The sequence below is a fragment of the Actinokineospora baliensis genome, assembly GCF_016907695.1.
Lineage (GTDB): Bacteria > Actinomycetota > Actinomycetes > Mycobacteriales > Pseudonocardiaceae > Actinokineospora > Actinokineospora baliensis.
This window is the reverse complement of record NZ_JAFBCK010000001.1, coordinates 5402567-5428940: the sequence shown is the minus strand read 5'-3', so window position 1 is coordinate 5428940 and position 26374 is coordinate 5402567. Positions and strand designations below refer to the sequence as shown.

19 protein-coding genes are annotated in these 26374 nt (G+C 68.9%); 7 read left to right on the top strand and 12 right to left on the bottom strand.

The window, feature by feature from the left end:
- Positions 1-264 precede the first annotated feature (264 nt).
- The 3 genes from JOD54_RS24600 to JOD54_RS24590 form a co-directional block, all read right to left on the bottom strand.
- Positions 265-1260, bottom strand: coding sequence for an inorganic phosphate transporter (locus JOD54_RS24600; protein ID WP_204453550.1), 996 nt, complete (start codon positions 1258-1260; stop codon positions 265-267).
- 1 nt (position 1261) lies between these two features.
- Positions 1262-1879, bottom strand: a complete 618-nt coding sequence (locus JOD54_RS24595; protein WP_204453549.1) for a DUF47 domain-containing protein — start codon at positions 1877-1879, stop codon at positions 1262-1264.
- Between the two features lie 194 nt (positions 1880-2073).
- Positions 2074-3189, bottom strand: coding sequence for a right-handed parallel beta-helix repeat-containing protein (locus JOD54_RS24590; RefSeq protein ID WP_204453548.1), 1116 nt, complete (start codon positions 3187-3189; stop codon positions 2074-2076).
- A 317-nt stretch (positions 3190-3506) separates the two neighbouring features.
- Between JOD54_RS24590 and JOD54_RS24585 the strand changes: the two genes are divergently transcribed.
- The 6 genes from JOD54_RS24585 to JOD54_RS24560 all read left to right on the top strand — a co-directional run bounded on the left by JOD54_RS24585 (position 3507) and on the right by JOD54_RS24560 (position 15629).
- Complete coding sequence (locus JOD54_RS24585; protein ID WP_204453546.1) at positions 3507-4238, top strand: NUDIX hydrolase; 732 nt, start codon at positions 3507-3509, stop codon at positions 4236-4238.
- Entirely contained in the window at positions 4231-5355 is a 1125-nt protein-coding gene (locus JOD54_RS24580) for a 5'-methylthioadenosine/S-adenosylhomocysteine nucleosidase family protein (RefSeq protein ID WP_204453544.1), read from the top strand. Before JOD54_RS24585 ends, JOD54_RS24580 begins: the two co-directional genes overlap by 8 nt.
- Positions 5352-7376 carry a hypothetical protein gene (locus JOD54_RS24575; protein WP_204453542.1) on the top strand — a complete coding sequence of 675 codons (2025 nt, stop codon included), beginning with the start codon at positions 5352-5354 and terminating at the stop codon, positions 7374-7376. Before JOD54_RS24580 ends, JOD54_RS24575 begins: the two co-directional genes overlap by 4 nt.
- Positions 7377-7591: 215 nt before the next feature.
- Complete coding sequence (locus JOD54_RS24570; RefSeq protein WP_204453540.1) at positions 7592-14467, top strand: RHS repeat-associated core domain-containing protein; 6876 nt, start codon at positions 7592-7594, stop codon at positions 14465-14467.
- Entirely contained in the window at positions 14464-14934 is a 471-nt protein-coding gene (locus JOD54_RS24565) for a hypothetical protein (RefSeq protein ID WP_204453538.1), read from the top strand. The genes JOD54_RS24570 and JOD54_RS24565 overlap by 4 nt, the downstream gene beginning before the upstream one ends.
- Before the next feature lie 50 nt (positions 14935-14984).
- On the top strand, positions 14985-15629 hold the full coding sequence (locus JOD54_RS24560; RefSeq protein WP_204453535.1) for an MBL fold metallo-hydrolase: 645 nt from the start codon (positions 14985-14987) through the stop codon (positions 15627-15629).
- A 5-nt stretch (positions 15630-15634) separates the two neighbouring features.
- Here the strand turns inward: JOD54_RS24560 and JOD54_RS24555 are convergent, their stop codons facing one another.
- From JOD54_RS24555 to JOD54_RS24525, 7 genes are all read right to left on the bottom strand, one after another.
- Positions 15635-15994, bottom strand: a complete 360-nt coding sequence (locus tag JOD54_RS24555; RefSeq protein WP_204453533.1) for a toxin-antitoxin system YwqK family antitoxin — start codon at positions 15992-15994, stop codon at positions 15635-15637.
- Positions 15991-17796, bottom strand: a complete 1806-nt coding sequence (locus JOD54_RS24550; protein WP_204453531.1) for a YwqJ-related putative deaminase — start codon at positions 17794-17796, stop codon at positions 15991-15993. The genes JOD54_RS24555 and JOD54_RS24550 overlap by 4 nt, the downstream gene beginning before the upstream one ends.
- Complete coding sequence (locus tag JOD54_RS24545) at positions 17793-18098, bottom strand: type VII secretion target (protein WP_204453529.1); 306 nt, start codon at positions 18096-18098, stop codon at positions 17793-17795. Before JOD54_RS24545 ends, JOD54_RS24550 begins: the two co-directional genes overlap by 4 nt.
- A 12-nt stretch (positions 18099-18110) precedes the next feature.
- On the bottom strand, positions 18111-18569 hold the full coding sequence (locus JOD54_RS24540; protein WP_204453527.1) for a YbaB/EbfC family nucleoid-associated protein: 459 nt from the start codon (positions 18567-18569) through the stop codon (positions 18111-18113).
- 151 nt (positions 18570-18720) lie between these two features.
- Positions 18721-18975 carry a ricin-type beta-trefoil lectin domain protein gene (locus JOD54_RS24535; RefSeq protein ID WP_204453525.1) on the bottom strand — a complete coding sequence of 85 codons (255 nt, stop codon included), beginning with the start codon at positions 18973-18975 and terminating at the stop codon, positions 18721-18723.
- 207 nt (positions 18976-19182) lie between these two features.
- On the bottom strand, positions 19183-19551 hold the full coding sequence (locus JOD54_RS24530) for a hypothetical protein (RefSeq protein ID WP_204453523.1): 369 nt from the start codon (positions 19549-19551) through the stop codon (positions 19183-19185).
- Positions 19545-20522, bottom strand: a complete 978-nt coding sequence (locus tag JOD54_RS24525) for a helix-turn-helix domain-containing protein (protein ID WP_204453522.1) — start codon at positions 20520-20522, stop codon at positions 19545-19547. Before JOD54_RS24525 ends, JOD54_RS24530 begins: the two co-directional genes overlap by 7 nt.
- 186 nt (positions 20523-20708) lie before the next feature.
- Here JOD54_RS24525 and JOD54_RS24520 point away from each other — a divergent pair, with 186 nt between their 5' ends.
- Complete coding sequence (locus JOD54_RS24520; protein WP_204453521.1) at positions 20709-21653, top strand: XRE family transcriptional regulator; 945 nt, start codon at positions 20709-20711, stop codon at positions 21651-21653.
- Positions 21654-21662: 9 nt separating this feature from the next.
- On the opposite strand, the gene JOD54_RS24515 is transcribed toward JOD54_RS24520, so the two are convergent.
- Both JOD54_RS24515 and JOD54_RS24510 read right to left on the bottom strand, forming a co-directional pair.
- Positions 21663-22544, bottom strand: coding sequence for a Dyp-type peroxidase (locus JOD54_RS24515; RefSeq protein WP_204453520.1), 882 nt, complete (start codon positions 22542-22544; stop codon positions 21663-21665).
- Positions 22545-22639: 95 nt separating this feature from the next.
- Positions 22640-26368, bottom strand: a complete 3729-nt coding sequence (locus JOD54_RS24510) for a S8 family peptidase (RefSeq protein ID WP_204453518.1) — start codon at positions 26366-26368, stop codon at positions 22640-22642.
- Positions 26369-26374: the final 6 nt, after the last annotated feature.

The window sequence follows — 26374 nt, the reverse complement described above, 5'->3', positions numbered from 1 at the left end:
GTTGCCGACCACTGGACACTCGGACTCTTCGGTGCCAGATGCTCGATGGGGCGGACTTGTTTTGCGTGGGGGAGCGGCAGTTGTAGCGTTCTGCGCGGACAGGGCCATGCTTTTCGGCCCCAGCTTTGCGGTCCTGCCACGGCTGGTGCAGGGGCCCCGCGCAAAACAAGTTCGCCCCATCGAGCACACCGCACCACCCCGGATCCAGCGCAATGCCGAAGGCGAGCCGACCGATCCGATGCAATGCCGAAGGCGAGCCGGCAATCACACAAGAACCAGCGACAGCACCGTATACGTCACCCCCGCCACCAGCGCCGACATCGGAATCGTCAACACCCACGCCGACACGATCGTCCGAGCCACCCCCCAACGAACAGCCGAAAGCCCCCGAGTAGCCCCCGCCCCCATGATCGCGGAACTAATCGTGTGCGTAGTCGAAACAGGTGCGTGCAGGCCGATCGCCATGACGTAAAGGACGCTGGAGGCGGTTACATCCGCAGCGACCCCACGCGCTGGGTCGAGTTTGATGACGCGCCTACCGAGCGTCCGCATAATGCGCCACCCGCCCGCGTACGTGCCCAACGCGATGGCCCCAGCAGCGGCGAGCTTGACCCACAACGGCACGTCGTGCCCACTGTGCAGACCCGCCGTCGCCAACGCCAGCACGATGACCCCCATGGTCTTCTGCGCGTCCTGTAGGCCGTGGCCGAACGCAAGCGCGGCGGCCGACAGGCGCTGACCCGCGCGGAAGCCGCGATTGACCCGGCTCGGCGACCCGCGCCGGAACAGCCACGCGATGCCGACCATCACCGCGTAGGCGAGGCAGAACCCGATCAGGGGGGACAGCACCATCGGGATGAGCACCTTGCCGACGATCACCGTCCAGTGCACGCTCACCGCCCCGGCGATCCCGGCGCCGATGAGCCCGCCGATCAGGGCGTGCGACGACGACGAGGGCAGGCCGCGCCACCAGGTGATCAGGTTCCAGGTGATCGCCCCGATGAGCCCGGCCAGCACCACCACCAGCCCCTGGGAGTCCCCGGGTGGGGAGATGATGCCGCTGCCGATGGTGCCCGCCACGCCCTCCGACACCAGCGCGCCGACCAGGTTCATCACCGCGGCCAGCAGCAGCGCGGCCTTGGGGGTCAGCGCGCGGGTGGAGATCGACGTCGCGATGGCGTTGGCCGCGTCGTGGAACCCGTTGGTGTAGTCGAAGGCCAGTGCGATCACCACGACCGCGATGACCAGTGCGAACTCCACGTCACGATTCCTTGACGGCGATTTGCTCGACGATGTTGGCGACCTTCTCGAACGAGTCGATCGCCGCCTCCAGCTGCTCCACGACGTCGCGCAGGCGCATCACCGTCAGCGCGTCGTAGGCACCGGAGAACAGCGCCGCCAGGCTCTTGCGGTAGACGCCGTCGCCGAGGTTCTCCAGCCGGTTGACCTCGATCCAGTACTCGTCGAGGCCGCGCATCTCCCGCAGCCGGGGCATGGCGGCCGCGGTGAGCTCGGCCGCCTTCCCCAGCAGCTCGATCTGCTCGGGCACCCCCGGCGGGAGCTCCTCGATCCGGTAGAGGTGGACGTAGTCCGCGGCCGCCTCCATGTCGTCCATCACGTCGTCGAGGGCCCCGGCCAGCCGGTAGATGTCCTCGCGGTCGAACGGCGTGATGAACGTCGAGTTCAGCCTGCGCACCGTCTCGTGCGTCACCTCGTCGCACTGGTGCTCGACCGCTCTCACCCGGTCCGCGGCCTCGGCCCGGTCGCTGCCGGGCTCGAGCAGCCCGGCGAGCAACCGCGCCCCTTCGACGAGGTTGTCGGCCGACTTCGCGAAGAGGTCGTAGAAGGCCGTGTCCGTTGGGAGGAAGTTGAACCGCACGGTGCACCCTAAGCTTTCCGCTTCCCGGCCGCGCTCAGGGGGAGCACCCACCACCGACCGGATCGGACAAATCGTCCGACTGGCCCGTGGCGTACCGCTACCGTCGGCGTCCCATGTGGCCACCAGGCGCCCTGCTGTCGCGACAGCGGCTACTGAGGACAACCTTCACCGCTCGACCAGACCTGCGGGCGCACCTACGCGACCTGACGGCACAGAACCCCACGGCAGCCCGCCGGGTTGTTGGCGGTGGTGTTGCCGCCGCCGTCCACCACCGATCCCGGGGTCGCCTCGATGCCGTGGTCGGCGTTGTCCCGGGTGGTGTTGCGGGTCAGGCGGAGGTTGTTGCCCGCGGCCGCGTCGATGTGGATGCCGTCGTTCACCAGGCTGCCCTGGGTGTCGACGGTGCCATTGGGGGAGTGGCCGTTGCCGGTGAGGGTGTTGGCCTCGATGGTGACGAGGTCGGTGCTGGCGGCTTGCAGGGTCGCCCAGATGCCCGCGGTCGTGTTGCCGGTGAAGGTGTTGCCGCGGATGGAGGTACCGCGCAGGGGCGCGGTGGAGTTGTCGACGACGCGGATGCCGACGCCGTTGGATTCGAAGGTGTTGTAGGCGATGTTGGTGTTCTGCTGCGGTTCGGACGCCAAGCGCAGAGCGGTCTGGGAGCCGCGGAAGGTGTTCTTTCGGATGTCGGTGTTGTTGCTCGAGGAGATCGTCACCGTGGAATCGGTGAAGGTGTTCTCCACGAGGACACCCCCGTCGGACTGGCTGAAGTCCACGGTCGAGGACTGGAAGCGGTTGTCGCGGAGCAGGAACCCGTTCCACCCGGAGGAGAAGTCGACGCGAGCCCCGGTGATCGTGCTGCGGATGAGGCTGCCGGAGCGCCCCACCGATCCGCTAGCGGTGAAGCTGCCCGTGATCGTGGAATCGGCGATGTCGACGTCGGAGTGCGGGTTGAGCACGAGCAGGTCGCCAACGGTGGTCCGCACGATCTTCGTGTCATCCCCGCCAACGCGGATCAGCGAGGTGCGGACGTCGGTGATCCGCGCACCGCTCGGCCCGAAGATCCAGATGAGGTCGACCGTCCCACCCCGCACGGCGAAGCCGGCGTGGTCCCTGTCGTGTACGAGCCCGTGCACGGTGTGTCCGGCCAAGCTGATGGTGACCCCGTCAGCACCAGCACTGAGAGCTTCGCTGTTCGTGCAGTCGAGGTCGTTCGCCAAGACCACACTGGCATACACAATGTCGCCGCACTGGAGGGTGACCGCGGCACTCGCGGGCGCCGGAACAGCGACGCCGAGAACAGCGAGTGCCACGAAAACGGACCAGCGGCGGAATCGGGAAGATGCGCGCACAGAAACACCTCGCAGTGACGACGGCATTGCCGTCAGGACCGTAACCGGAGCACCGACCGCTGAGGTGGCTCTGGCCGATACCCGCTCTGACGGAATGTTCGCAACAGACGCCCCACTTTCGCCCAGTGGACAGGGATTGGCCTACCACGTCAGTTCGCGGACTTTTCGACGACAAACCGAATGCCGGGCCGTCGGTCGCGCCACCATCCTGACGTTGGGTCGCCGAGCACCCGAACGGGCCACTTCCTGTCGATCCGACAGTAAGCTACGGTTGGCCCGTGTCCGAACAACACTGGGCTCCACCCACCGTCCTGCTGGCCGTTGACCTCGTCATCCTCACGCTGCGCGACTCACGCCTGCAGGTGCTGCTCGTCGAACGCGGCGTCGACCCGTACCGGGGAGCGCAGGCGCTGCCCGGGGGGTTCCTCAACAACACGGAGGAAGACGTCGAGGCGGCCGCGCACCGGGAGTTGCGCGAGGAGGCCGATCTCGACGCTACCCAGCTGCACCTGGAGCAGTTGCGCACCTACGGCACGCCGGATCGGGACCCGAGGGGGCGGATCGTGTCGGTCGCCTACCTGGCCATCGCGCCCGGCCTCCCGGAGCCGGTGGCGGGAACGGACGCGGCAGGGGCGTCGTGGCGCAGCGCGGAGGACGCGCTGTCCGGGGTGATCGAGCTAGCTTTCGATCACCGCAAGATCCTCGCCGACGGCGTTGAACGGGCCAGGGCGAAGCTGGAGCACACCGCGCTGGCGACCGCCTTCTGCGGACCGACTTTCACGATCTCCGAACTGCAGCAGGTCTACGAGACCGTGTGGGGTGTCCCCCTGGATCCGCGGAACTTCTACCGGAAGCTGCAAGGGGTCGACGGGTTCATCGTGCCCGCCGGGACCGGTCGCCGGGTGACCAAGGGGCGACCTGCCCGCTTGTTCCGGGCAGGCCCGCGCACGGTGCTGCACCCCCCGATGGTTCGGCCCGACAACTGCGAGAAGGAGGCTGGCCATGGCTGATGACCTCGTGGTGGTGCTGACCGCCATCAACGTCGAGTACGAGCAGGTGAGACAGCGGCTCGTCGCGCCATCGGTGCGAACGCACCCGTCGGGCACCCGGTTCGAGGTCGGCACCCTGACGGACACCGGGTGCCGGGTCGCGCTCGGGCTCACCGGGAAGGGCAACCACGCCGCCGGGATACTCGCTGAACGCGCGGTCAGCATGTTTTCCCCGGTCGCGGTCATGTTCGTCGGGGTGGCGGGCGCGCTGTGGGACAACACCGCGCTGGGCGACGTGGTCGTCGCGACCCACGTGTACGCCTACCACGGTGGCACTAGCGAGGACGACGGTCTGAAAGCCCGTCCGCGTGTGTGGGAGGCGGCGCACGGCGTCCTCCAAGTCGCCGCCCACCTGGGGCGCAGCGGCGACTGGAATGGTCAAACCCCCGCCCCGAAGGTGCACTTCGGTGCTATCGCGGCGGGGGAGGTCGTGCAGAACTCCCGGACCTCGGCGGAGGCCCGGTGGCTCCGACAGCACTATAACGACGCGATCGCCGTTGAGATGGAAGCGGCGGGCGTAGCGCAGGCCGGGCACCTGAGCGGGGCACCCGTGGTCATCGTGCGGGGTATCAGCGATCTCGCGGACGGTACCAAGCGGAGTGCGGAAGACGTTGTGTCACAACCGAACGCGGCGAAGAACGCGGCTGCCTTCGCGGTTCGCCTCGCGGTCGAGTTGGTCAAGGGAAGGCAACACAGTGCGCGCAGTGAGGAGAACGCGGTGATGGGGACCGTCAACAACAGCAACGCTTCCGGGATCGTCGGGATCCAGGCTGGCACCGTCACAGGGAGCACAGTCTGGCTGACCGCGGCACCCAGGACGCTGACCACCGTGGACCTCGCGGCGGAACTGGACGTGCTGCGCGATCTCGTGACCCGGGCGCGCGCGCAGGACCGCATGGACGTCGAGACTCACCGGGCTGCGTCCCTGGAGTTGGACACCGCCAGCGATGCCCTGGCCGCGGAGGGCACCAGCACCTTCGTCCTCGCGCTCAAGCGGCTGCGCGGACTCGTCGCCGACGTCGCGGAGATCGCCGCCAAGGTCGTCGCCCTGATCGCCGCGGCCAAGGAGCTGATGTGACCAGCGTGGGTACAGCGCCCCCGGTCGGCAACACCACGTCGAACGTCGCCGGGGCCAACGCCACGGTCGGTGTCCAGACCGGCGAGATGAACAACTCGACCGTTTACCACAACTCGACGGTCTACACCGTGGCACCGAACGCCGATCCCAAGCGCAAGTACGACGTCGGCATCCGGTACCTCGATTCGGGTGTTCCGTTGCGGGCGCGGAGCTTGATCGGAGAGGCCATCGCGAACGGGTTCGACACTGCCGAGGTCCGGTTCCACTGGACGTTGGCGATGCTCAGCAAGCGGGCGTTGCGGGACCTGACCGCCGCTGAACACCACGAGCTCGACAGCGCCCGCCTGGCGGTCGCCTGCTTCGGCGTCGACGACTGGGTCCGCGGCCTCGAAGCGATCTTCGGCTTCGTCGACCACAGTGCGGAACCCGACAGCCAGCACGGAGCACGCGCGATGGCGGCCCTCGTCACGCTGCCGCCCGATCTCAACGCCAAGATCGTCCATCACCTGGAGTTGGTGATCGCGGGCACGCACAAGGACCAGCTCTGGAGCGACACCCGCGTAGCCGCCGAGCAAGGTCGCTACGCCAACGACCGGCAAGGCAGGGTGTGGGCGTACTTCCACCCCATTCCCGCCGAGCCCAAGGCCCGGCCGCCGAAGGTCGAGTCCACGACCGCTGTCGACGCCTTCAAGGCCGGGGCGTGGACGATCCTGCTCACCGCCGGTCTCGCCCAACTCGGGTGGGCGGTGCTCGACGGCGGTGATCTGTGGTCTGTGATCGCGTACCTCGGTGTCCTGGTTCCGGGTGCGGTGGCCGCGCGCACCGGGTGGATCTGGCGGTACAAGACCGAGCGGTTGGCCGCGAAGGAGTGGGCTCACTTCGCCGTGCCCATCGGGCGCCGAGAGTTCCACTCCAGCTTCGCCAAGAAGGTCAACGGCTCGTTCACCCACAACATGAACAAGTACGCACCTCCGGAGGAGAAGAAGAAACTTCGGAAGAGGTGGTTCCAGGAAACCGCCGGGCTGCGCGCCACGCTGCACGACGAGATCGTCGAGCTCTACAAGGGCAGCAAGATCGCTCCCGACCGGGTGCGCTGGTTGATCAGGGTCCTGGTGGCTGACATGCGCAAACGGTGGAACGACGAGGTTCTGTGGAACTACCGCGAGGACCTGCGCACGGGGTGGCCGATCAAGGTCCTGTGCGCTGCGGCCGCCGTGACCCTGGCTTTGTCTACGGTCGTAGTGGTCGTCGCGAGCTTCTCGACGATGCCGGTCCGCGCCGTGATCGCGGCGCTGGTGCTGCTGGTAGCGGGGTGGTACGCGACCAGGGGGTGGTATCGGATCACCAGCGAGCGGCGCAGGTACTTCGACGAGACGGCCGAGTACATCGATCACCTCACCTGGCGCCGCGACGCGTACCAGGCGTGGAAGCAGCGACTGGACGAGACCCGGCCGGAGGAGGAGGAAATGGAGGCATGGCTGAACTGCGACAAGACGCTGGTGCTGAACAACGCCCTGCGCCACTACGGCCTGGCCTGGCGCAATGTCGTCGCGTACGCGTTCCTGCGCACACCCGCCGAAGGCCACCGCCGGGCCCGGCGCAAGTACGGTCCCTGGTGGTACTCGCGCTACGAGGTCCGCGTGTTCCTCGTCACGGACGCGGGTGTCCGCGCGGTCACCGCCGAACTGGCGTTCCAGGACATCCAGATCACCGACCTGCTCCGCACCAACTTCCGCTTCGACGCCGTGTCCTCAGTGGACATAGTCAAGGACGGCCGCTACGGCTACTCCCTGGAACTGTCCCTGATGAACGGCGACCCCAAGGAGATCACCGTCACCCACAACGACACCGGAACCCTGGACCAAGGCGAAAGCGCCGACACCTTCTCCAGGATCAACCTCGACTCCGCAGGCTTCGCCCACACCCTGCACATCCTCGAGGGCATGGCCGCCGAAGGTAGGCACTGGATGGCCCACGAAACCCAAGCCAACCGCCCCACAGACCACTTCGGCCTGGTCTGACCGATATCTCGACGACCGACAAGACCAGGCGAAGCCTGCGCACACCCGGGCCGGAATGGCAACCGGCAGTACCGGCAGAATCGCCATCTCGAGGTGAGGTGAGCTCCCCGTTCGGGGCGCATAGGCCCATTTAGCGGATTTTCGACAACGTTGTCGTCTGGTTGAGTTCCCCACGGTTTGCCATGGTCCGCGGCGGCTCTCACTGGGGTGTGTGAATGCAAGACAAACTGCACGTTCGCCATGTCCATTCTCCACCTACGCGACTGCTGCTGATCGCGGTGTTGGTCGCGATGGTCACCACGGCGTTGGCGGCGATCGCGCCTCCTCCGTCGGCGGCCACCACTGAGTCGAGGTTGCCCGCGCCGCCAAGGGAGAAGGTGGTCGCGCACCAGGTCGTACCGGTTGGGGCCGTACGCGCGGTGCAGGCGGTTGACTCCAGCACCCGTTCCGCCACGGTGTGGCCCGCCGCAGGGGGCGCCGAGGTGTCCTTGGGAGCCGAGCGGGCGGCCCCGGCCGGTGAGAACCGCAACTCCGCCGAGCGGGCAGCTCCGGCTGGGAACGCTCGCCGGGCTGGGGTGTTGCCGGTCCGGGTCGCTGCTGCGCCGAGTGTCAGGACGCCGAACCCCGCGGTGCGCGTGGAGGTTGCTGCCCGCTCCGTCGCCGAGCGCACGGGGACCGCCGTAGTCCTCTCAGTACTCCCGTCGGCTGGGGACATCGACGCCGCGACGGTCTCACTCGACTACGCTTCGTTCCGCCATGCTGGTGGGGCCGATCTGGGCAGCAGACTGCGCCTGGTCCGGTTGCCCGCTTGTGCGTTGAGCACACCCCAGGTCGCCGCGTGCCAGACCCGGACGCCGGTGTCCTCCAGCAACGACGTCGCCAACCAGACGGTGACGGCCACGCTTCCGATAGCCGCCGAGGGCCGTGACCGCTCGGCGACCGTCTTGGCGGCGGTCGCCGACGCGGATGGCAGCAACGGCGCGTTCAGCGCCAGCTCGCTCAGCCTGGCCAACACCTGGGGGGTCACTGGGAGCACTGGTGGGTTCACTTGGTCGTACCCGATCACCGTGCCGCCCATTGCCGCGGGCACATCCGTCCTGCCGTCGATCAACCTCGGGTACAGCTCGGCGAGCGTCGACGGCCGGACCGCGGCGACCAACAACCAGGGTTCCTGGATCGGCCAGGGTTGGTCGTACTCCCCGGGGTACGTCGAACGGACATACCGCCAGTGCGCCGAGGACACCACCCTGCCGCAGGCCAGCCAGACCGGTGATCTCTGCTGGGCCGGGCAGATCGTGTCGATGAACCTCAGCGGCCGCGCCACCTCGTTGGTGCGCAACGACGCCGACGGCAGTTGGCGCCCTGCCTCGGATGACGGGACCCGGGTCGAACTGCTCACCGGCGCGGCCAACGGCGCGCGCAACGGCGAGCACTGGCGCGTCACCACGACCGATGGCGTCCAGTACTACTTCGGGCGTGACTCCGGTCCCGGCCGCACCACCCAGGACACCACCGGATCCACCTGGACGGTTCCGGTCCACGGTCCCCGCTCGGGGGACCCGTGCTACAACGCCGCGGGATTCGCGCAGTCCAAGTGCGACCAGGCTTGGCGCTGGAACCTGGACTACGTCGAAGATCCCCACGGCAACGCGGCTTTGTACTACTACACCCCGGAGAGCAACTACTACGGTGCCAACAAGGGCACCGCGGGGGTGAAGTACACCCGTGGCGGTGTGCTCAAGCGCATCGACTACGGGATGCGCAAGGTCTCGGGTTCGGTCTACGGGGCGGTCCCGGCTCAGGTCGTCTTCGATGTCGCGGAGCGGTGCCTGCCCGCGGGTGGGTTCACCTGCGACCCGGCGCAGTTCACCGCCGCGAACGCGAGCAAGTGGCCGGACACCCCGCAGGACCAGCACTGCCTGGTCGGTGCCACCTGTAACAACCACGCACCCAGCTTCTGGTCCACCAAGCGGCTGACCACCATCACCACGAAGTACGACGTCGGTGCCGGGCCGAAGGCCGTCGACAGCTACGCGCTCACGCAGGTCTTCCCGAGCACGGGTGACCCTGAACTGCGGCTGGACGGACTGGTCCGCACCGCCTACGACGGCGCGGGCGCGGGCACCGCGATGGCGCCGGTCACCTTCACCAGCCAGCTCCTGGACAACCGGGTCAGCGGGTACAACAACCAGCCCGCCATGGCCCACTGGCGGCTCACCGGCATCAACACCGAGACCGGTGCCCACTACCTGGTCTCGTACCTGCCGGTCGAGTGCACGGCGAGCACGGTGCCCGCCGCCCCGGCGACCAACACCAAGCGCTGCTACCCCGTGTACTGGCACCTGCCGCTCAACCCGAACCCGGTGCTGGACTACTTCCACATCTACCCGGTGAGCCAGGTCCTGGTGCAGGACGGCAACGGCTTGTCGCCCACCCGGCGGTCGGACTACACCTACCTCGGCACCCCGGCCTGGCACTTCGACGACAACGAACTGGTCAAGCCCGCGCACCGGACCTACGGGCAGTTCCGCGGTTACGCACAGGTCGAGGTCCGCACCGGAGACCCGGGCTTCACCGGGAGTGGGGCACCGGACGCGCAACGGCTCACGAGGACGACCTACTTCCGCGGGATGCACGGCGACACGCTGCCCGCCAACCAGCAGCGGACGGCATCGGTCACCAACTCGCTCGGCGAGACCTTCGTCGACGACGCGCTCTTCGTCGGTGTCGCGCACGAGGAGCAGACCTTCCTCGGTTCGGGTGGCGCCCAGCTGAGCACAGTCGTCACCGAACCGGTGAAGGTCGCCACCACCGCCACGCGCGCCCGAACCGGGCTGGCCGCCGCGACCGCCGACATCGTGCAGACCGCCCGCACCCGCGAGATCACCAACCTCGCGGCCGGGGGCGTCCGCGCGACGTCGGAGATCCACCGCTATGACGCGCTCGGCCGACTGGTCGCCACCACCTCGGCAGCCGACGCCACCACCGACCAGTGCGCGACGTTCGCCTATGCCGACGACACCGCGGCCTGGATCCGCAATCGTGTGGCGCAGAGCTGGAAGTCCACCGCCGCCTGCCCCACCACCGGTCCGGTCACCGCGCCCGCGCCGGTCGTCGAGGCGACTCGGCAGTACTTCGACGGCCAAGGCACCCTCGGCGTGGTCGCCGGTCGGGGCAACCTCACCAAGACCGAAACCGCTGTCGCCAACGCCACCGACTTCCAGACCACCGACACCGCGACCTACGACCTCACCGGACGGGTGGTCTCCCGCAAGGACGCGCTCCTGCGCGAGACCACCACCGCCTACACCCCCGTTGAGGGCGGCATCCTCAGCCAGTACACCACCACGAACGCGAAGAACCAGACCGCGACCGTCACCCTCGACCCCGCACGCGGATCGACCACCGCGATGGTGGACGTGGCGGGCAGGCGCACCGATGCCACGCACGACAGTTTCGGCCGCGTCACGGCCGTGTGGAAACCGGGCCGCTCCAAGGCGGGCGGAGAGAGCGCCAACAGCGAGTTCAGCTATCTGCTGCGCGCCGACGGACCGCTCGCGGTGACGTCGCGGGGATTGGTCGACCACGGCGCGGGAACCAACTACATCACCAAGATCAGCCTCTTCGACGCGTTCGGCCAGCAACTGCAGAGCCAGGCCGACGACCTCAGCGACCCGACGGGCGTGAGCAACCGGGTGGTGAGCCACCTCAGCTACGACTCGCACGGCCAGGTGATCCGCAGCCAGAACCGGTACATCACCACCGGCGCACCCGCCACGGCGCTGGTATCGGTCCCCGACGCCTCGGTGGACGACCGGACAGTCACCTCGTACGACGCCGCGGGCCGGGTCACCCAGACAGCCGACTACCAGGGCACCACGCTCAAGGCAACCACGACCACCGTCCACGGTGGCGACAGGGTGACGGTGTTCCCGCCCACCGGCGGCGTCACCAAGACCAGCATCACCGACTCGCGCGGTCGCGAGGTCGAAACCCGCAGCTACCAGACCCAGCCCGCTGTCACGGGGAACGTGGTCTCCGGCGGGACCGCGGTCAGCACGACCTTCCGCTTCACCGCGGCGGGACGGCTGGACCGGAGCACGGACACGGCGGGCAACAAGTGGGAGTTCGAGTACGACTACCTGGGCAGGCAGACCGGCGTCGTCGACCCCGACGCGGGCCACTCGACGCGCACCTACGACCTGGCCGACCAGGTCACCACCGCCACCGACGGGCGCGGACAGGTGCTCAGCTACGACTACGACGCGCTGGGCAGGCGCCTGGCGGAGTACAGCGGGGCCGCGCCCGCCACCAGGACCAAACTGGCGTCGTGGGTGTTCGACACGGCATCGGGCGGCACGGGCCAACTCGCCTCGACCACCCGCTTCACCGCGGACGGCAACTACCAGGTCGGGGTCACCGGCTACAACGCGCTCGGGCTGCCGCAGAACAACATCGTGTCGGTCCCGTCGCAGGAAACCGGCCTCAACGGGCTCTACACCACGACCTACTCCTACACGGGCACCGGCCAACTGACCGGGATCTCCCTGCCGACCAAGGGCGGTCTCCCCGGTGAGGCGCTGGCGATCAAGCTCAACCGGTACGGGAGCCCGACCGAGACCTACAGCAACGTCTGGGACTACGTGTCCGGCACGAGCTACAGCCCGGTCGGCGAAGAGTCCCAGTACCTGCTCAGCTCGGGCTCGAACGCGGGCACGCTGACCTTCGAACGCGACCCGCGCACGCACGCGGTCAACCACACGAACCTCTCGGTGCAGCGGGCCAGCCCGCTGGTGGACGACCTCACCTACACCCGGGACCCGGCGGGCAACCTCACCAAGATCGTCAACGCTCGGTCGGGCAGCACCCGCACCCAGTGCTTCGGCTACGACGCCTTGAACCGGCTGTCCACGGCGTGGACGGCGACCGACGGGTGCGCGGGCCAGCCGAGCACCACACCGGGGGCGACGAACGTCGGTGGCCCGGACCCGTACTGGACGTCGTGGACGTTCACGGCCAACGGACTGCGCACCGGCCAGACCCGGCACGGCATCGGCCAAGCGGACACCACCACGACCTACACCTACCCGGCCGCGGCCGGTGCCCGGCCGCACGCGTTGACCTCGACCTCGACCACTGGACCCGGCGGGAACACGGGCAGCAGCTTCGCCTACGACAACGCGGGCAACACCACCAGCCGCGACATCAACGGCACTGTCCACACCTTGACCTGGACCGAGAACAACCGGCTCAAGCGGGTCCAATCGCCCGCCGGCGACACCACCTACACCTACGACGCCGACGGCAACCAGCTCGTCCGACGCGAACCGGGCAAGGTGATCCTGTACCTGCCGGGACAGGAGTTCGCCCGCGACACCGCGACCGGAACGATCACCGGCACGCGGTACTACACCCACAACGGCACCAAGGTCGCCCGCCGGGTGGGCAGCGGCGCACCGGAGTACCTGCACGGTGACCAGCACGGTACGGCCCAGGTGTCGGTGTCGGCCGTGGGCTTCGCCGAGACCCGCCGGGAGATGGACCCCTACGGCAACCCGGTCGGCGTGGTGCAGGGCGGCCCGTGGGCGGACAACCGCGGCTTCCTGGACAAGCCGACCAACGCCACCACCGGCCTGGTCGACGTGGGCGTCCGCCAGTACGACCCGGTGCTCGGCCGCTTCGCCTCGGTCGACCCGGTGCTGGACCCGGCGGACCCGCAGTCCTGGACCGGCTACGGGTACGCGAGCAACAACCCGACGACGCACTCCGACCCCACGGGGCTGTTCTGCGACGGGTGCGCCACCGGTTCGCCCGCCAACACCAGCGTCGGCTGCTCGACCGGGCGGGCCGTGTGCTCGTCGGAGGCGGAAAGGCGCGAGGAGAAGGAGGTCGAGGAGTTCCTGTCGGGCAGGAACACCGACCGGTCGAAGCAGCCCAAGATCGCCGACGTCGTCGTCCCGACCTTCAAGGAGCTCAAGGAGCGCTACCCGCTTCGCGACTACCTGGAGAACGAGTACGGGATCGCCATCCACCACTGGGCGGACCGGATCTGCGGCGGCGGCAGCATGACCTCGGGTCCCGAGGCGTTCTGCCTCGAGGCCCACGCACAGGGCCTGCTCGACGCCGACAACACGGTGCTGCTGCAACTGCTGCCCGGCTACGACGCCTTCATGTGCGTCTCGGGCCAAGACAGCGCCGCCTGCCTCACCGCCCCGCTGGACTTCATCCCGTTCGGCAAGCTGAACAAGCTCACCAAGTCCCTGGTGCGCACCGGCGAGCGCGCCCTGCTCTCGGAACTCGCCGAGAGCTACGGCAAGAACATCATCCCGGCCGCGTGCAACAGCTTCGTCGGCGGCACCCGGGTCCTGATGGCCGACGGCGGCACCAAGGCCATCGAGTACGTCGAGGTCGGCGACGTGGTGGCCAGCGCGGCACCGGGTGGCGAGCTCGAGTCGCACGCGGTCACCGCGCTGCACATCACCGACAAGGACACCCGCTACGTCACGTTGGGTGTCGGCACCGGTGAGGTGGTGGTCACCGACCACCACCTCGTGTTCGACACGGCCAAGCGGATCTGGGTGCGCGCGGACGAACTGGTCGCGGGAGATCCCGTCCAGTCACCCGGTGGTGGGGCGGAGGTCACCTCGACCCGCGTCCACTCGATGGCGGCGCGCACCTACGACCTGACCGTGGACACCCGGCACACCTACCACGTGCTGGCGGGCGACACACCGGTCCTGGTGCACAACTGCCTGACGATCCTGCGCGACTGGACCAGCAAGCGGTACATGTTCGGCAACCAGTCGTTCCTGCTCGACAAGCGGGGCATGGACCACATCCTCACCCGCCACCACCCGACCTACTGGAACGGCTCGGTGAAGGCGACGCAGAGCTTCTTCGACCGGCGGATGTCGGTGAACGACGTCCAGGACACCGTCAGCGACGTGCTCAAGCAGAACCGGGACACGCTGGCCACCCGCGGCTCCCGGGGCATGTACCAGGTTCGGGGCACGGTCAACGGCAAGGAGTACGTCGTCGGTCTCAACAACGGCAGGGTCGGCCAGCTCTACCCGGTAGCCTCACCACCGTGATCGAGGTCGAATCCTACCTCCGGCTACCGGGCGGCGAGTTCCGCCCGGTAGCCGGGTGCGCCTGGACACCGCCGGTACCGACCCACATCGAGGGCGCCGTTGAACTGCGGCTCAACGGCGAGGAGATCATCGGTCGGTCCACATGGGACTATGTTGATCAGCTGTGGGCCTACATCGTCGACATGCTGGAGGAGTTCACCAGGACGCCGCGGGTGTCGACCTACTTCCCGGATCAACCGGTCGAGCTGTCCTTCGAGGCCCGACGCGGCCGGGTCGAGGTGACCAGCCGAGCGGGTGCGGGGGTCCGACGGTCCAGTGTGGAGCGAGTGGCGTTCGTTGGTGCCCTGAAGGCCGCGGGAGACCGCTTCTTCGCCGACATGACGGAGGTCGCGCCGAGGAACGCGGCCGACTACTCGCTGTTGCGAAACCGCTTGGCCGCCGTCGAGCCCAGTGCCCACGCGGGGTGACGCACGGGCTCTCGCCGATACCTGGCGGCCAGCGCCGGTATCGTGGCCCAGTGGATCTCTACAACGGAACCGCGCCGGGAGTTCGCGAGCTCCCCGACGTGGTCATCGAGAAGGTTTCGGTCGGGGCGGGCGACAACAACTGCTACCTGCTGCGCTGCCGATCAACCGGCCAGCAGCTCATGATCGCCGCCGCCAGCGAGCCCGAGCGGCTGCTTGACCTGTGCGGCGGCCGCCTCGACATCGTGGTCACCACTCACCAGCACTGGGACCACTGGCGTGACGCTCTCCCGCAGGTGGTGGCCGCGACGGGTGCGCGCACGTATGCGGGTGCCCCCGACGCTCCTGCCATTGGTGTTCCCACTGACGTCGGCCTGGGCGACGGCGATGTCATCACCTGCGGCGGGTTCAGCCTCACCGTCATCCGCCTGACCGGCCACACCCCTGGCAGCGTCGCCCTGCTCTACCAAGACCCCCACGGACACCCGCACCTGTTCACCGGCGACTCCCTGTTCCCCGGCGGCGTGGGCAACACCTTCGGCGACGCGTCGGCCTTCGACTCCCTCTACCACGACGTCACCACCAAGCTCTTCGACGCACTGCCGGACGAGACCTGGGTGTACCCGGGCCACGGCCGCGACACCACCCTCGGCGCCGAGCGTCCGTCACTGGCGGAGTGGCGATCCCGCGGCTGGTGACCTGCTCAAGCGGAGAAGGAGCGGTCTTCGAGGACGGTGCCGGACTCGTCCCAGCGGCGGCGGAGGGTGAGTTTGCCGCGGTCGGTGAACTCGTCGTAGGTGGCGATGGTTCCGTTGCGGTGCCAGGTCTTGTGGACGCCGACCGCGCTGCCCGCGCGGACCGTGCCCTCTGCTTTCGGCTCGCCCGTCGGGTACCACTCCGCTGAAGGGCCGTCCTCCAGGCCTTCGAAGTACGTGGTGAGGGCGACGACCGCGCCGTTGGGGGCGTGTTCGACCACCTCGCCGGTGAAGGCCCGGCCCTGGTAGGTGACGCGGAGGTCGTCTTCGAAGACGACGTCGTCGTAGTCGACTCGCATGGCGCTCACTCCGGGATGAACTGGCTGTCGGGGTGGCCGCGGTCGTACGTCAAGCGGCCCGCGTTGCTGGGGGTTCCCTCCAGCATCCTATGGCAGTTGGCGCAGCACGGTGCCGAGCCGGGGCCGTCCTTGCCGAACGGGAAGCGGTTGTCGACGCGGAAGTCCGACATGGTGCTCGCGTCGGCGTCGGGGCCGCGCGCCCACAGCATCTCGTTGACCGCCTTGACCTCCGCGTGCCGCAACGGGTTGTCGCCGTGCGGGAACTCGGTCTGCCACGGCTGGCCGTCGCGCATGATCGGTTGGCCGGTGTCGCGGTCGTACTGCTGGTACGGGCCGTTCTCGCGCATCTGCTCCAGTCGCTCGCGCAGCACGGGGTGCAGGTCCTGCTCGGGGATGACCTCGCGCGGCCTGCCGTTGACGCCCTCGAACACCTCGCCGGTCCGGGTGTCGACGGCGAGGGCGTTGACCGGGCCGTGCTCCTTCGCCGAGATGTCGCCGTTGTCCTTCATGCGGCGGATCTCGTCGGTGCGCCGGTCGGTCAGGTCGCGCAGGTGCTCGGACAGCGGCTGGCCGTCCACGTGGGTGATGCGCCCGCTGGCGTCGCGCGTGAGTTCGCCCTGGAGGTGTCCCATGCTCTGGCCGCGGGCGCGGTCGGACGGGATCGGCCGCGGCGGCTCCGAGGGTGAAGACGGTGTCTCCGGGTCCTTGGGAGGGGCGCCCGGGGGTGTGCCACCACCGGTGTCGGTGGGCGGTGTCGAGGTACCGGGGGTGTCGACTGAGGACGGGGTGGTGGTCGACGACGGCGTCGTGCTCGTCGTCGACGGGGTACCGGAGCCGGTGGGGGCGTCGACCGAGGACGGCGTGGTGGTGGACGGCGAGGTGCTCGTCGTCGGCGGCGCGGTGGAGCCCTGCGGGGACGACGTGGTCGACGGCGTGCTCGGCGGGGTGGTGGTGCCGAGGTCCGGGCTGGGGGAGCCGTCGAGGGCGTCGGGGATGGAGCGGACCGGGTTCACGCCGTCGGGGGACGACGGGGTCGAGGTGCCGCCGCCGGGACCCTTGCGCAGGGCCTTGCGGATGGCGTCCCAGAGCTCGCCCAGCTTGCTCATGATCGGGCGCAGCTTCTGCAGGGAGCGGGTCAGCTTGGTGATGAAGTCGCCGATCCTGGCGACCCACTTGCTGATCAGCGCGACCGCCGAGGCCACCACGTGCGGGGTGGCGATGCCCAGCGTGCCGCCGATCTCGGCGACCCACTGCGGGATGCGGGCGATCAGCGTGGCCACGCACTCGGCGACCAGGTCGCGGACGATCTCGCGGACCGCGGCCACCAGCATGCCCACGACCTCGACGACCGTGCCGATCGTCTCGGCGCCCGTGCCTGCCGCGGTGATCTTGTCCTGCTTGTCCTTGGCGAACGCCCGGTACGCGTCGGCGGCGGGCCCGGTCCAGCCGCCAGTGCCGTTGGCGACCTCCGCACCCAGGTCCACGGCGACCGCGGCCGTCGCCTTGGCGACGTTCTTCCAGGTCTGGGCGTACGCGGCGACCTGGTCCCCGTCGCCTGCCAGCCAGTCCAGCGCGTCCGACAGCGGCTTGACGTGCTCCATGAGCCACGACACCGCGTACTGCAGCAGCGTCCCGACCGGGTCGATGGCCAGCGACAGCATCTCCAGGCCGGTGCCCGCGAAGCCGAGGCCGCCCTCCACCCAGGAGCCGTTCTGCACGCCGTTGTACAGGTCGACGGCGGACTCGGCGATGCCTATGCCGGAGTAGCCGGTGGTGGAGTCCTGCCGCTCGGCGATCAGGGGATTGGTCATGTGAGGTTCCCGGTGAAGGGCCGGGTGTTGGCCCGGTCGGTGTTGTTGTAGCCGGTCAGGGTGTCGCGCACCCCGCTCGCCATCTGCTCGACGGCCGCAGCGGCGTCACCGAGGGCCTGGGTGCCCGGCTGGCTGACCGCCTGCACCACCGGCACGAAGAACTGGCAGATCACCCCGTACGCCTCGGTCCCCAGAGTCACCTGGTTGGCGGCGTCGAGCGCGGTGTCCAACCGGTCACCCAGCGCGTTGAGCCTGCTCATGTGCGCCGTCAGCTCGTTGTCCAAGACGGTGAAGCCGTCCATCGCCCGCTCCTCCTATCGCCCGAACGGGTAATCGCCGAAGTCGTCGTCCTGGTCGTCGCGCCGCGTGCGCCGAGGCGCGTCCTCCGGTTCGGGTTCGGGGAACCGCTGCCGGTAGTTCGACACAACGGCCTCGACGGTCGCCGGGTCATCGCCCACGGTCTCCCGCATGATCTCGGCGACCTGCCCGGTGATCCCCGCCTGCGCCCGCCGCATCGTCTCTGCGACCGCCTTGGTCAACGCGTCCCCGGTGAACGCGCGGACACCGTCGGTGAAGGTCAGGCTCCGCACGGCCCCCGCGGAGTCCACGACCACGCTGACCACACCGTCGCTGGACGAGGCGGACGAGGTGACGCCGGTGACCCGCTGCTGCATCACCTGGTACCGCTCCGCCTTGGCGGCCATCCCCGCCGACCACCGCTGGATCTCCTCCTCGGTCCGCGCCCCGTCGAACCCGAAGGTCGGTTCCGCCATGCTCCCTCTCCCGTCGCCGCGCCCTAGGACGCGACCGGCGGACCACCGGTTCCTCCCGACTCGGATCGCCGTGACCTTGGGGCGAGGGAGTGTCGCTGTCCACATCTCGCGGACGGCGACACTCCCTCGACTGATCGGCGTCGGGTGTGGGTCAGGACTTGGACCACTGCTGGTCGAGGCCGTGGTGGCAGTCCCACAGGACTAGGCGCGTTCCGTTGGCCGTGCTGCCGTTGTTGGCCAAACCGACGCACTTGGGATTCTGGGTCGCGTAGTTCCTGATGAGACTGATGTCATTCGTGGGAGCGGGTCGCGCCGACGGTGCTTTGGCGTTGGCGGTCAAGGTAAGACTCAGCGCCAGTGTCAGCGCTCCGAACAGCACCAGCATTCTCTTGGAGGTGGTGTGCACGACGATGCTTCTCCTCGCGACTCCTGCACGATCATGCTCTGCCGTCCCAGGGACACGACGAGACACCCGGGCGGGCCCGCATGCTTCACGAGCAGCGTGACATGACCGGTGGCGGTAGTGCTCGGCCGTTGGTGCAGAACAACGGGCGAATGCGGCGGGCGCCTCGCGGACCCCTCCCCCCACTGACAGGGGTCCGCGAGGTGGCTCCTAGACGACCCGCAGGTAGAGGTATACCGAGGTGCCCGCGTGTTGCTTGTTGAAGTCGACGCGGGTGCCCGCGGGGGCGGCGTGGACGGTGCCGAAGTTGGCGCCGTCGCCCCAGGAGCCGTAGACCTCGGCGGCCTTGCCATCGGCCTTGGTGTCCTTCACCCAGCCCTGCACGCGGATCTTGCCGCCGCCGCAGGTGATCGTCCAGGCCGCTTCGCCCCCGGTGGTGACCGGGTTCTTCGGCTTGTCCCCGCAGCTGCCCTGGACGACGAACACGTCGGAGCCGGTGGTGGTGGTCGCCGATGCGGTGCCCGCGACACCCATCGCGGCCGCGGCGAGGATCAGCCCGGCCATCGCCTTCTTCACCATGTCTCTTCCCCTCTCGATTTGTCCGCGGCGAATGCCGCTTGCCCCCAGGTTCTCGTGGAACAGGCGATGAGCGCTTTGTCGAAATGCGCCCCGCCATTGCTCATCCGCGACAGCCTGCGGTATTCACCGGGTGAGTGGCCGAATGTGCTCCGGAACAGCCTGCTGAAATGGGCGGCGTCGGGGAATCCCCAGCGGGTGCCGATGGTGTGCACGGGAGTGGTGGCCGCCCGGGGGTCCGCGAGGTCGCGGCGGCAGCGCTCGAGCCGCCGGGACCGGATGAACCCGGCAGGACCCGTGTCCTGTTCGGCGAACAAGCGCTGCAGGCGTCGTAGCGAGATGTGGTGGGCGCGCGCGACCGACGCCGGGGTCAACGACGGGTCACCCAACTCCTGGTCGATGAAGTCGTGGACGCGCCTGCGCATGCCCGCGTCGTCCTCGGGTCTCGCCTCGCCCAGCCGTTCGGCCAGTACCGCGGTCAGCAGGTCCGTGGTCACTGACGCCAACACACCCGCGTCGGCCGGAGTGAACTCCTCCGCGCGGTCGAGGGCGTCCACGACCCACCGCGCGAACACGCCGCCCACACCGCTACGGGTGTCGAATGGCACGGCGATCAACGCGCGCAGCCCGGATTCCGGCAGTGGCACCCGTGCCTTCGGGACCTGCACGAGTGCCAGCCGCGCGCCGGTGGTGGCGACACGCCTGCCGCGCATCGGCTTCGAGGTGTCGCAGACGGAGAAGTCGCCTGGTTCCAGCACAGCCTGCCTGCCGTGCTGCGCGACGACAGCACGACCGTCGAGCACCAGGTTGACCTGGTACGCCTCCGGGGCCGAGCGGCGGATCAACACTTCCGGTCGCTGGACCCGAACCGACGGGAAGCTCAGCATCGACAACAGCACGTCACGTGGTTCGAGGACTCGGCTCTCGAACCGCTCGGCCGGATCCACGCGGTCGGTGGTGAATGTGGTGAACATCGGTTCCCCAGAATCTCGATGATCGAGTCGCGAGGGCCACCTGGCGGGCCCGCCACCATCCTGGCGACGGCACGGCGCCAGGACCGGCGGAAAGGCCGTTCGGAACACTCCCGGACAGCGGCGAACGTCAACCGTGGCCACGATCTGTCGCTCGACGCCGTACCGCGGCCGGTCCATCCTGGTGGCGTGGCCCCATCTGCGCGGTCGGAGCCGTTGTCGGCGATGCCCGATCCCGACGTGTCCACCGCCGCGGACTTCGTCGATGCCCTCCGCCGCTTGCGCGCCTGGTCCGGGCTCACCTACCGGGACCTGGAGGGCAAGGCCGCCGCGAACGGCGCTGTACTGCCACCGAGCACCACCGCGTCCACGCTCGGCCGGTCGACCCTGCCCCGTGAGCTGTTCGTGGAGTCGTTCGTTCGTGCTTGCGGCCTCGCCGACGACCACGCGGCCCGCTGGGTCGAGGCCCGGCGGAGGCTGGCCGGTGCGGCAGCGGTGACCGAGGCACCTGATCTCGATCCGAAGCGGCCAACGCGCACCGTCCTGGCGCTCGCCGTCATAGGCGCGCTGGCCTTGGTGGGTGCGCTGGGTCTGCTGGGAGCGAGGGTGATCGGCTCGGACCAGCGGACTTCGCCACCGTCGTCAGAAGTACCGCCGGTCCCTGGCCTGGCGATCAACGAGGTCGGAAGCTGGGCGCTGATCCACCCGTCGCGCAGCCCGGCTTTGTGCGTCACCGAGGGCCATGACGAATCAGGCCACTACAGGTCTGAAGTCGCCGTGCAGAGCCGGTGTACAGCGCTGCCGCACACGTTCGTCGAGCCGCTGGGGGACGCCACCGTGCAGTTCCAGTGGCATCACCCCGTGCACGGCATCGGATGCCTGACCGTCATCGGCGAAGGCGACGGCAAGGACCTGGTCGAACCCCGTGACGACTGCGTCGGGGACAAGGCGTCGCAGCGGTTCACCCTCGACCCGGTGGCGCCGGGCATCTTCCGCTTGCACGTGACCGGCACTGAGACCTGCCTTTCCCTGCGCGACGAGTCACTGACCGAGGGAACGCCACTGGTGAAAGCGCCCTGCTCGCACGCACAGGCGCAACGCTTCGCCGTTGAGCTCGTGCAACCACCGTTCTGAGCCCAGCCGCTAGGCGGTGAGCATGGAGTGGCCGAGGGGGTCGGTGGGGGAGGGGGCGGGGAGGACGAAGTAGTAGCCGCCACCGTAGGGGAGGAGGTATTTCTCAAGGGCTTCGCCTGCTAGGCGTTGTTGGATCGTGGCGAAGCCGTTGGGGATGTCGTTTTGGTAGCAGGTGAAGATCTGGCCTGTGTCGTCGGGGGAGTGGTGGTAGGTGTGGCTGCGGCGGAGGATCTGGTGGGCTTGGGACTCGGGGGTTCGGGGGTTGGCGCGGCGGATGTGGGCGTCTAGGGCTATGCGGTGGCCGTCGGGGTCGGTGGGGTAGGCGGGGTCGGATTGTTCGCCGGGGGCGCCGAGGGGGGCGCCGGAGTCTTTGTGGCGGCCGAAGACCTTCTCCTGCAGGTGCGCGGGTTCTCGGTCCCAGGTGGGCATGGCCAGCCTGATCAGGCGGACGACCTGGTACGTGCCGCCTACGCACCACGCGGGTTCACCGGCACCTGGCTGGACCCACACGTGCCGATCCATCAGGTCCGGGTCGTTCGGGTCGGGGTTGCCCGCTCCCTCGCGGAAGCCGAACAGGTTGCGCTGCTGGTGGTGGCCGGTGATCCGCCATCGGGGGCGGGTGTGCGGGATCTGCTCGGTCAACGCCCCGTTCTCGACCTGGACGAGGAGATCGCCGTGGCACCAGGCGGGGTCGAGGACGTCGCTGCGGAACGACGGCATCGGTGTCAGTCCACGAGGCCGCGGGATGCCGAAGCGGCCGTCGAACAACGATGCCCCCACCGCGATGGTCCCGATTGGACCCAAAGCGCGCAGGGTGGTGGCGAGCTCGTCCCTAGATCGAGCGGTGAGGTCCAGGGCCACCAGTTCCGTCGAAGGTGCTGCAGGTGTCACGACACCGCGCTGGTGGTACACCGGGGGTGCGGCAGAGCAACCCGCGATACCGGAAACCGCCACCGCAGCGAGGAAGGTGCGTCGATCCACGCGCGTCACGGCACCCTGGCGAGGCCGACGGAGATCGAACCCGTGCCCGCCGAAGACGGGTCGACCGTCACCACGTACGTTCCCCCGGCGGGCAGTTGCGGCAGATCGTACGGACTCTGGTCGGTCCGGTACACCCGGTCGACCAGCTTGCTCCCGTCCGGTTTGGACACTGTGAGCAGGAAAGTCTTGAGCGCGAACGTGCTGCCGCTGAAGGTCAGCCGCAGCCGATCACCGGACACCCCGGCGAACGATACTTGACCATCTTGACCAGACCTGGTCACCGAGACCAGAGCAGCCGCACCACCAGGAGTGATCGTGCCCGCGTCGGCCGGGGCCGACAACGTCAGGGTCGTTGTCGCGGAGGTGTTGGTCGCGGAACTCACCTCGACCTCGTAGGTCCCCGTCGACGGCAGCGGGCCGTACGAGACGCTGTCCGCCGTGCCCAGGACATCGCCGTAGTTCACCGCCGCGCCGTCCGGTTTGACCAGTCGGACGAACTGGTCCGCCGCGCCGTTGAGCCCGAGGTTGACCCGCTGCCCGGCGACGCCGTCGAAGGTGACCCTGGCGTGCTGGCCCGCGCGGGACACGCTGACCTGCTTGGTGGCACCACCCACGGCGATCGGACCGGCCAAGACGTCCGCGGCCAGCGATGCCGTGAGTGAGCCGATCGCCGTGCCGAGGTGTACGAGGAGTTCGTGGCTACCGGTGGCCTTCAACGCCGGGATGCTCGCCTCCAGGGAACTGCTCGTCGGAGTGGCCACGGAACCATCAGGCCCCACAACGGATGTCGTCACCGTGTTCGCAGGCGTGACGTCCGTGTACCCGACACCCAGCCGCTGCCCGGTCGTCCCGTCGAACCGCAGGCGCGCGTGCTGTCCCGGTCTGGTCAGGGTCATGACCTTGCCCGCGCCCGAGGTCGTGATGTCTCCTGCGGAGACCTCTTTGGACAGCCACACCTTCGCGGCTCCCGTTGCCTCGCCGAAGTAGTTGCCGACGACCACGCGATACTTGCCCGCCGCCGAAGTGCGGAACCTGCCTGCTGGTAGAGGCACCTGGGTGGCGCCGATCCGCACGCCCGCCGGGTCGATCGCGTCCACTGAGAGGAACAGCGACGACGACTTGTCCGTGACGCCGAAGTCGTACCAGGTGTCTTGGTCGCCGTCGAAGCTCAGGTCGAGGAACTGCCCTGGTCGCGTGGTGTTGTACGGCGATCCCGCCGCCGCGGTGTCGGTGGTGGCGCTGGAACACCTGGACACCTGCACGCCCGCGTCGCCGGTTCCGGTGCCGTCGGGATCGAGGATGATCGAGTACTGACCGGTCGACGGCAACGTGGGTAACGCGATGCTGCGGCCGCCGCGCACCGGCGTGTACCCGGGGCCGCCGTTCCTGTCGAAGCTCAGCGACCTACCAGAAGGGTCGAGCACCCACAGCTTCACGAAGGTCGACACTGCGTTGGTCGGCACCCCGATCCCGACCTTGTCGCCCGCGGTGCCAGCGAACTTCACCCGCACCGCCTTGTCCGCGGGGATGGACGCGGTGACCACAGCTCCGTCGATCGAGACCGCTGTGCCGTCAACGATGTCGCCCGCGGCCGACACGGTGAACGCGTGCGTGGTCGCAGCGGACTGGACACCACCGTTGACCGCGCGGACCGTCAACGTCCGTTGCCCGGCAGCACCTGGCGTGACACCAACAGAGACCTCGCCGCCTGCAGGCACCACAGTCGGCTGCGCGTCACCGTCGAGCTGGTAGGAGTACTGGGTAACCGTTTCCGCCCCGCCCGGCTTGAACGTGAACACGCCCGGCAACCCGACCCCGCCGTTGGGGCGGCCATCAGCTGGGTAGTCCCAAGAGGACACAACTGGAGCTGCGGGAGGCGGAGAGGTGGCGACGATGAACAGGTGCTCGACCGCGTCGGAAGGCTCGCCGACACCGTTGACCGCACGCACCGTCAACGTCCTCGGTCCGCCAGTCGCCGGAGTGATGGACACCGTCGCCTCGCTGTTGGTCGCGATAGCCTCACGGGGTTGCGCTTCCCCGTCAAGGCGGTAGGAGTACTTGGCGACCGGCACAGAACTGCCTGCCTTGAAGGTGAACGACCCAGCTACACCGACCCCGCCGTGCGCCTGGCCATCGGCCGGGTATGCCGTCGAGGTGACCACCGGTTGGGCGACCGCGGGCTCGGCCAGCGTCAGCGTCCAGCCGAGCAACGCCCCCTCGTCGAATCCGTAGTTGTCCTTGACCACCAACTTCCACTTGCCGTTCGCGTCCACTGAGGACATCCCGGTCAGCGGATAGGTCTCGTCGAGGTTCGTGGCGGCGTCGTCGCCATTGGCCTGCCTGAGCACCCGCTCGACGCCGTTGGGAGCGATCAGCGCCACGGACAGGTCGCCGCGGAACGGGTGCTCGGCGCGCACACGAACCCGGGCCGTGTCAGCGACCTTGCGCGCACACGTCGTCACATCGGCGGTCCTGGTCAGCGTGCCCTGGTCCGGGATCGGCTGGCGGGTGTCGTCGGTGAACGTGCACACCGCGGGCGCAGGGACTCCGGTGTAGAGCAGCCGGTTCGGCGAGTCCGTGCCGAGGTCCTTCGCCTGCAGCACACCGACCGTGGCGCGGCCGAGGATCGTGCTGGTCACCTGCGCGGGCGTCAGGTTCGGCGACTGGGACAACAGCAGCGCCACCGCGCCCGCCACGTGCGGGGCCGCCATGGACGTGCCGCGCAGCACCACCGTCGCGGTGTTGGTCGCGTTGTGCGCGGACTTGATCGACTCGCCCGGCGCGAACAGGTCGAGGCACCTGCCCCAGTTCGACCCGTTGACCACCGTGCTCGGCGGATCGGTCCACTCGCGGGCCCGTTCGTCGATCGGGTTGCTGGCGCCGACCGTGATCGCCTCGGGCAGCGCGGCCGGGCTGGCGTTGCACGCGTCCCTGTTGTCGTTGCCCGCCGCCACGACGTAGGTCAAGCCCGAGTTGATCGAGTTCTTGACGGCTGTCTCCTCGGCGACCGACCGGCCGCCGCCGAGGCTCATGTTGACCACGGCGGGCTTGGTGGCGTTGGCGGTCAGCCAGTCGACGCCGTCGATGATCTGGCTGATCGACCCGTTGTTCTCGCAGCTGAGCACCCGCACCGACACCAGCTTGACCTTCTTGGCCACGCCGTAGGTCGCGCCGCCGATGGTGCCTGCCACGTGCGTGCCGTGCCCGCTGGTGCTGCAGTCCTCGCCGTTCCAGCCGTCCCGGATCGCGTCGTAGCCCACGCTGGCTCGACCCTCGAACTCCGCGTGCGCGGTGCGCACACCGGTGTCCATGACGTACGCGGTCACCCCGACGCCTGCGCCGTCCTGGTAGGTGTAGTTGTCGTCCAGGACCGTTGTGCGCTGGTCGATCCGGTCGAGGTTCCACGGCGGCGTGGTCTGCGTGCTCTCGTTGTGCACCACAGCGTCCGCCTCGACCCGGTCGACGCGGGGATCAGCGGCGAGGCGCTTGGCCTGCTCCTCGGTCGCGGTCAGGGTGAACCCGTTGAGCGCGTATCGGAAGACCCGCCCGATCTTGCCGCCGTGCTTGTTCACCACCGCTTTGGCGGCGGAGCCCTGGTCGGGTTTGAGCATCACGATGTACTGGCCCGGCACGACTTCGGCGCCGGGCGCGGCGTGCACCTGCCCCTGCTGCGCCTGAGCGGGCGTGACCGCGACGCCGCTCAGGCAGACCACCGCGACACCCGTCGCGAACAACCGCCA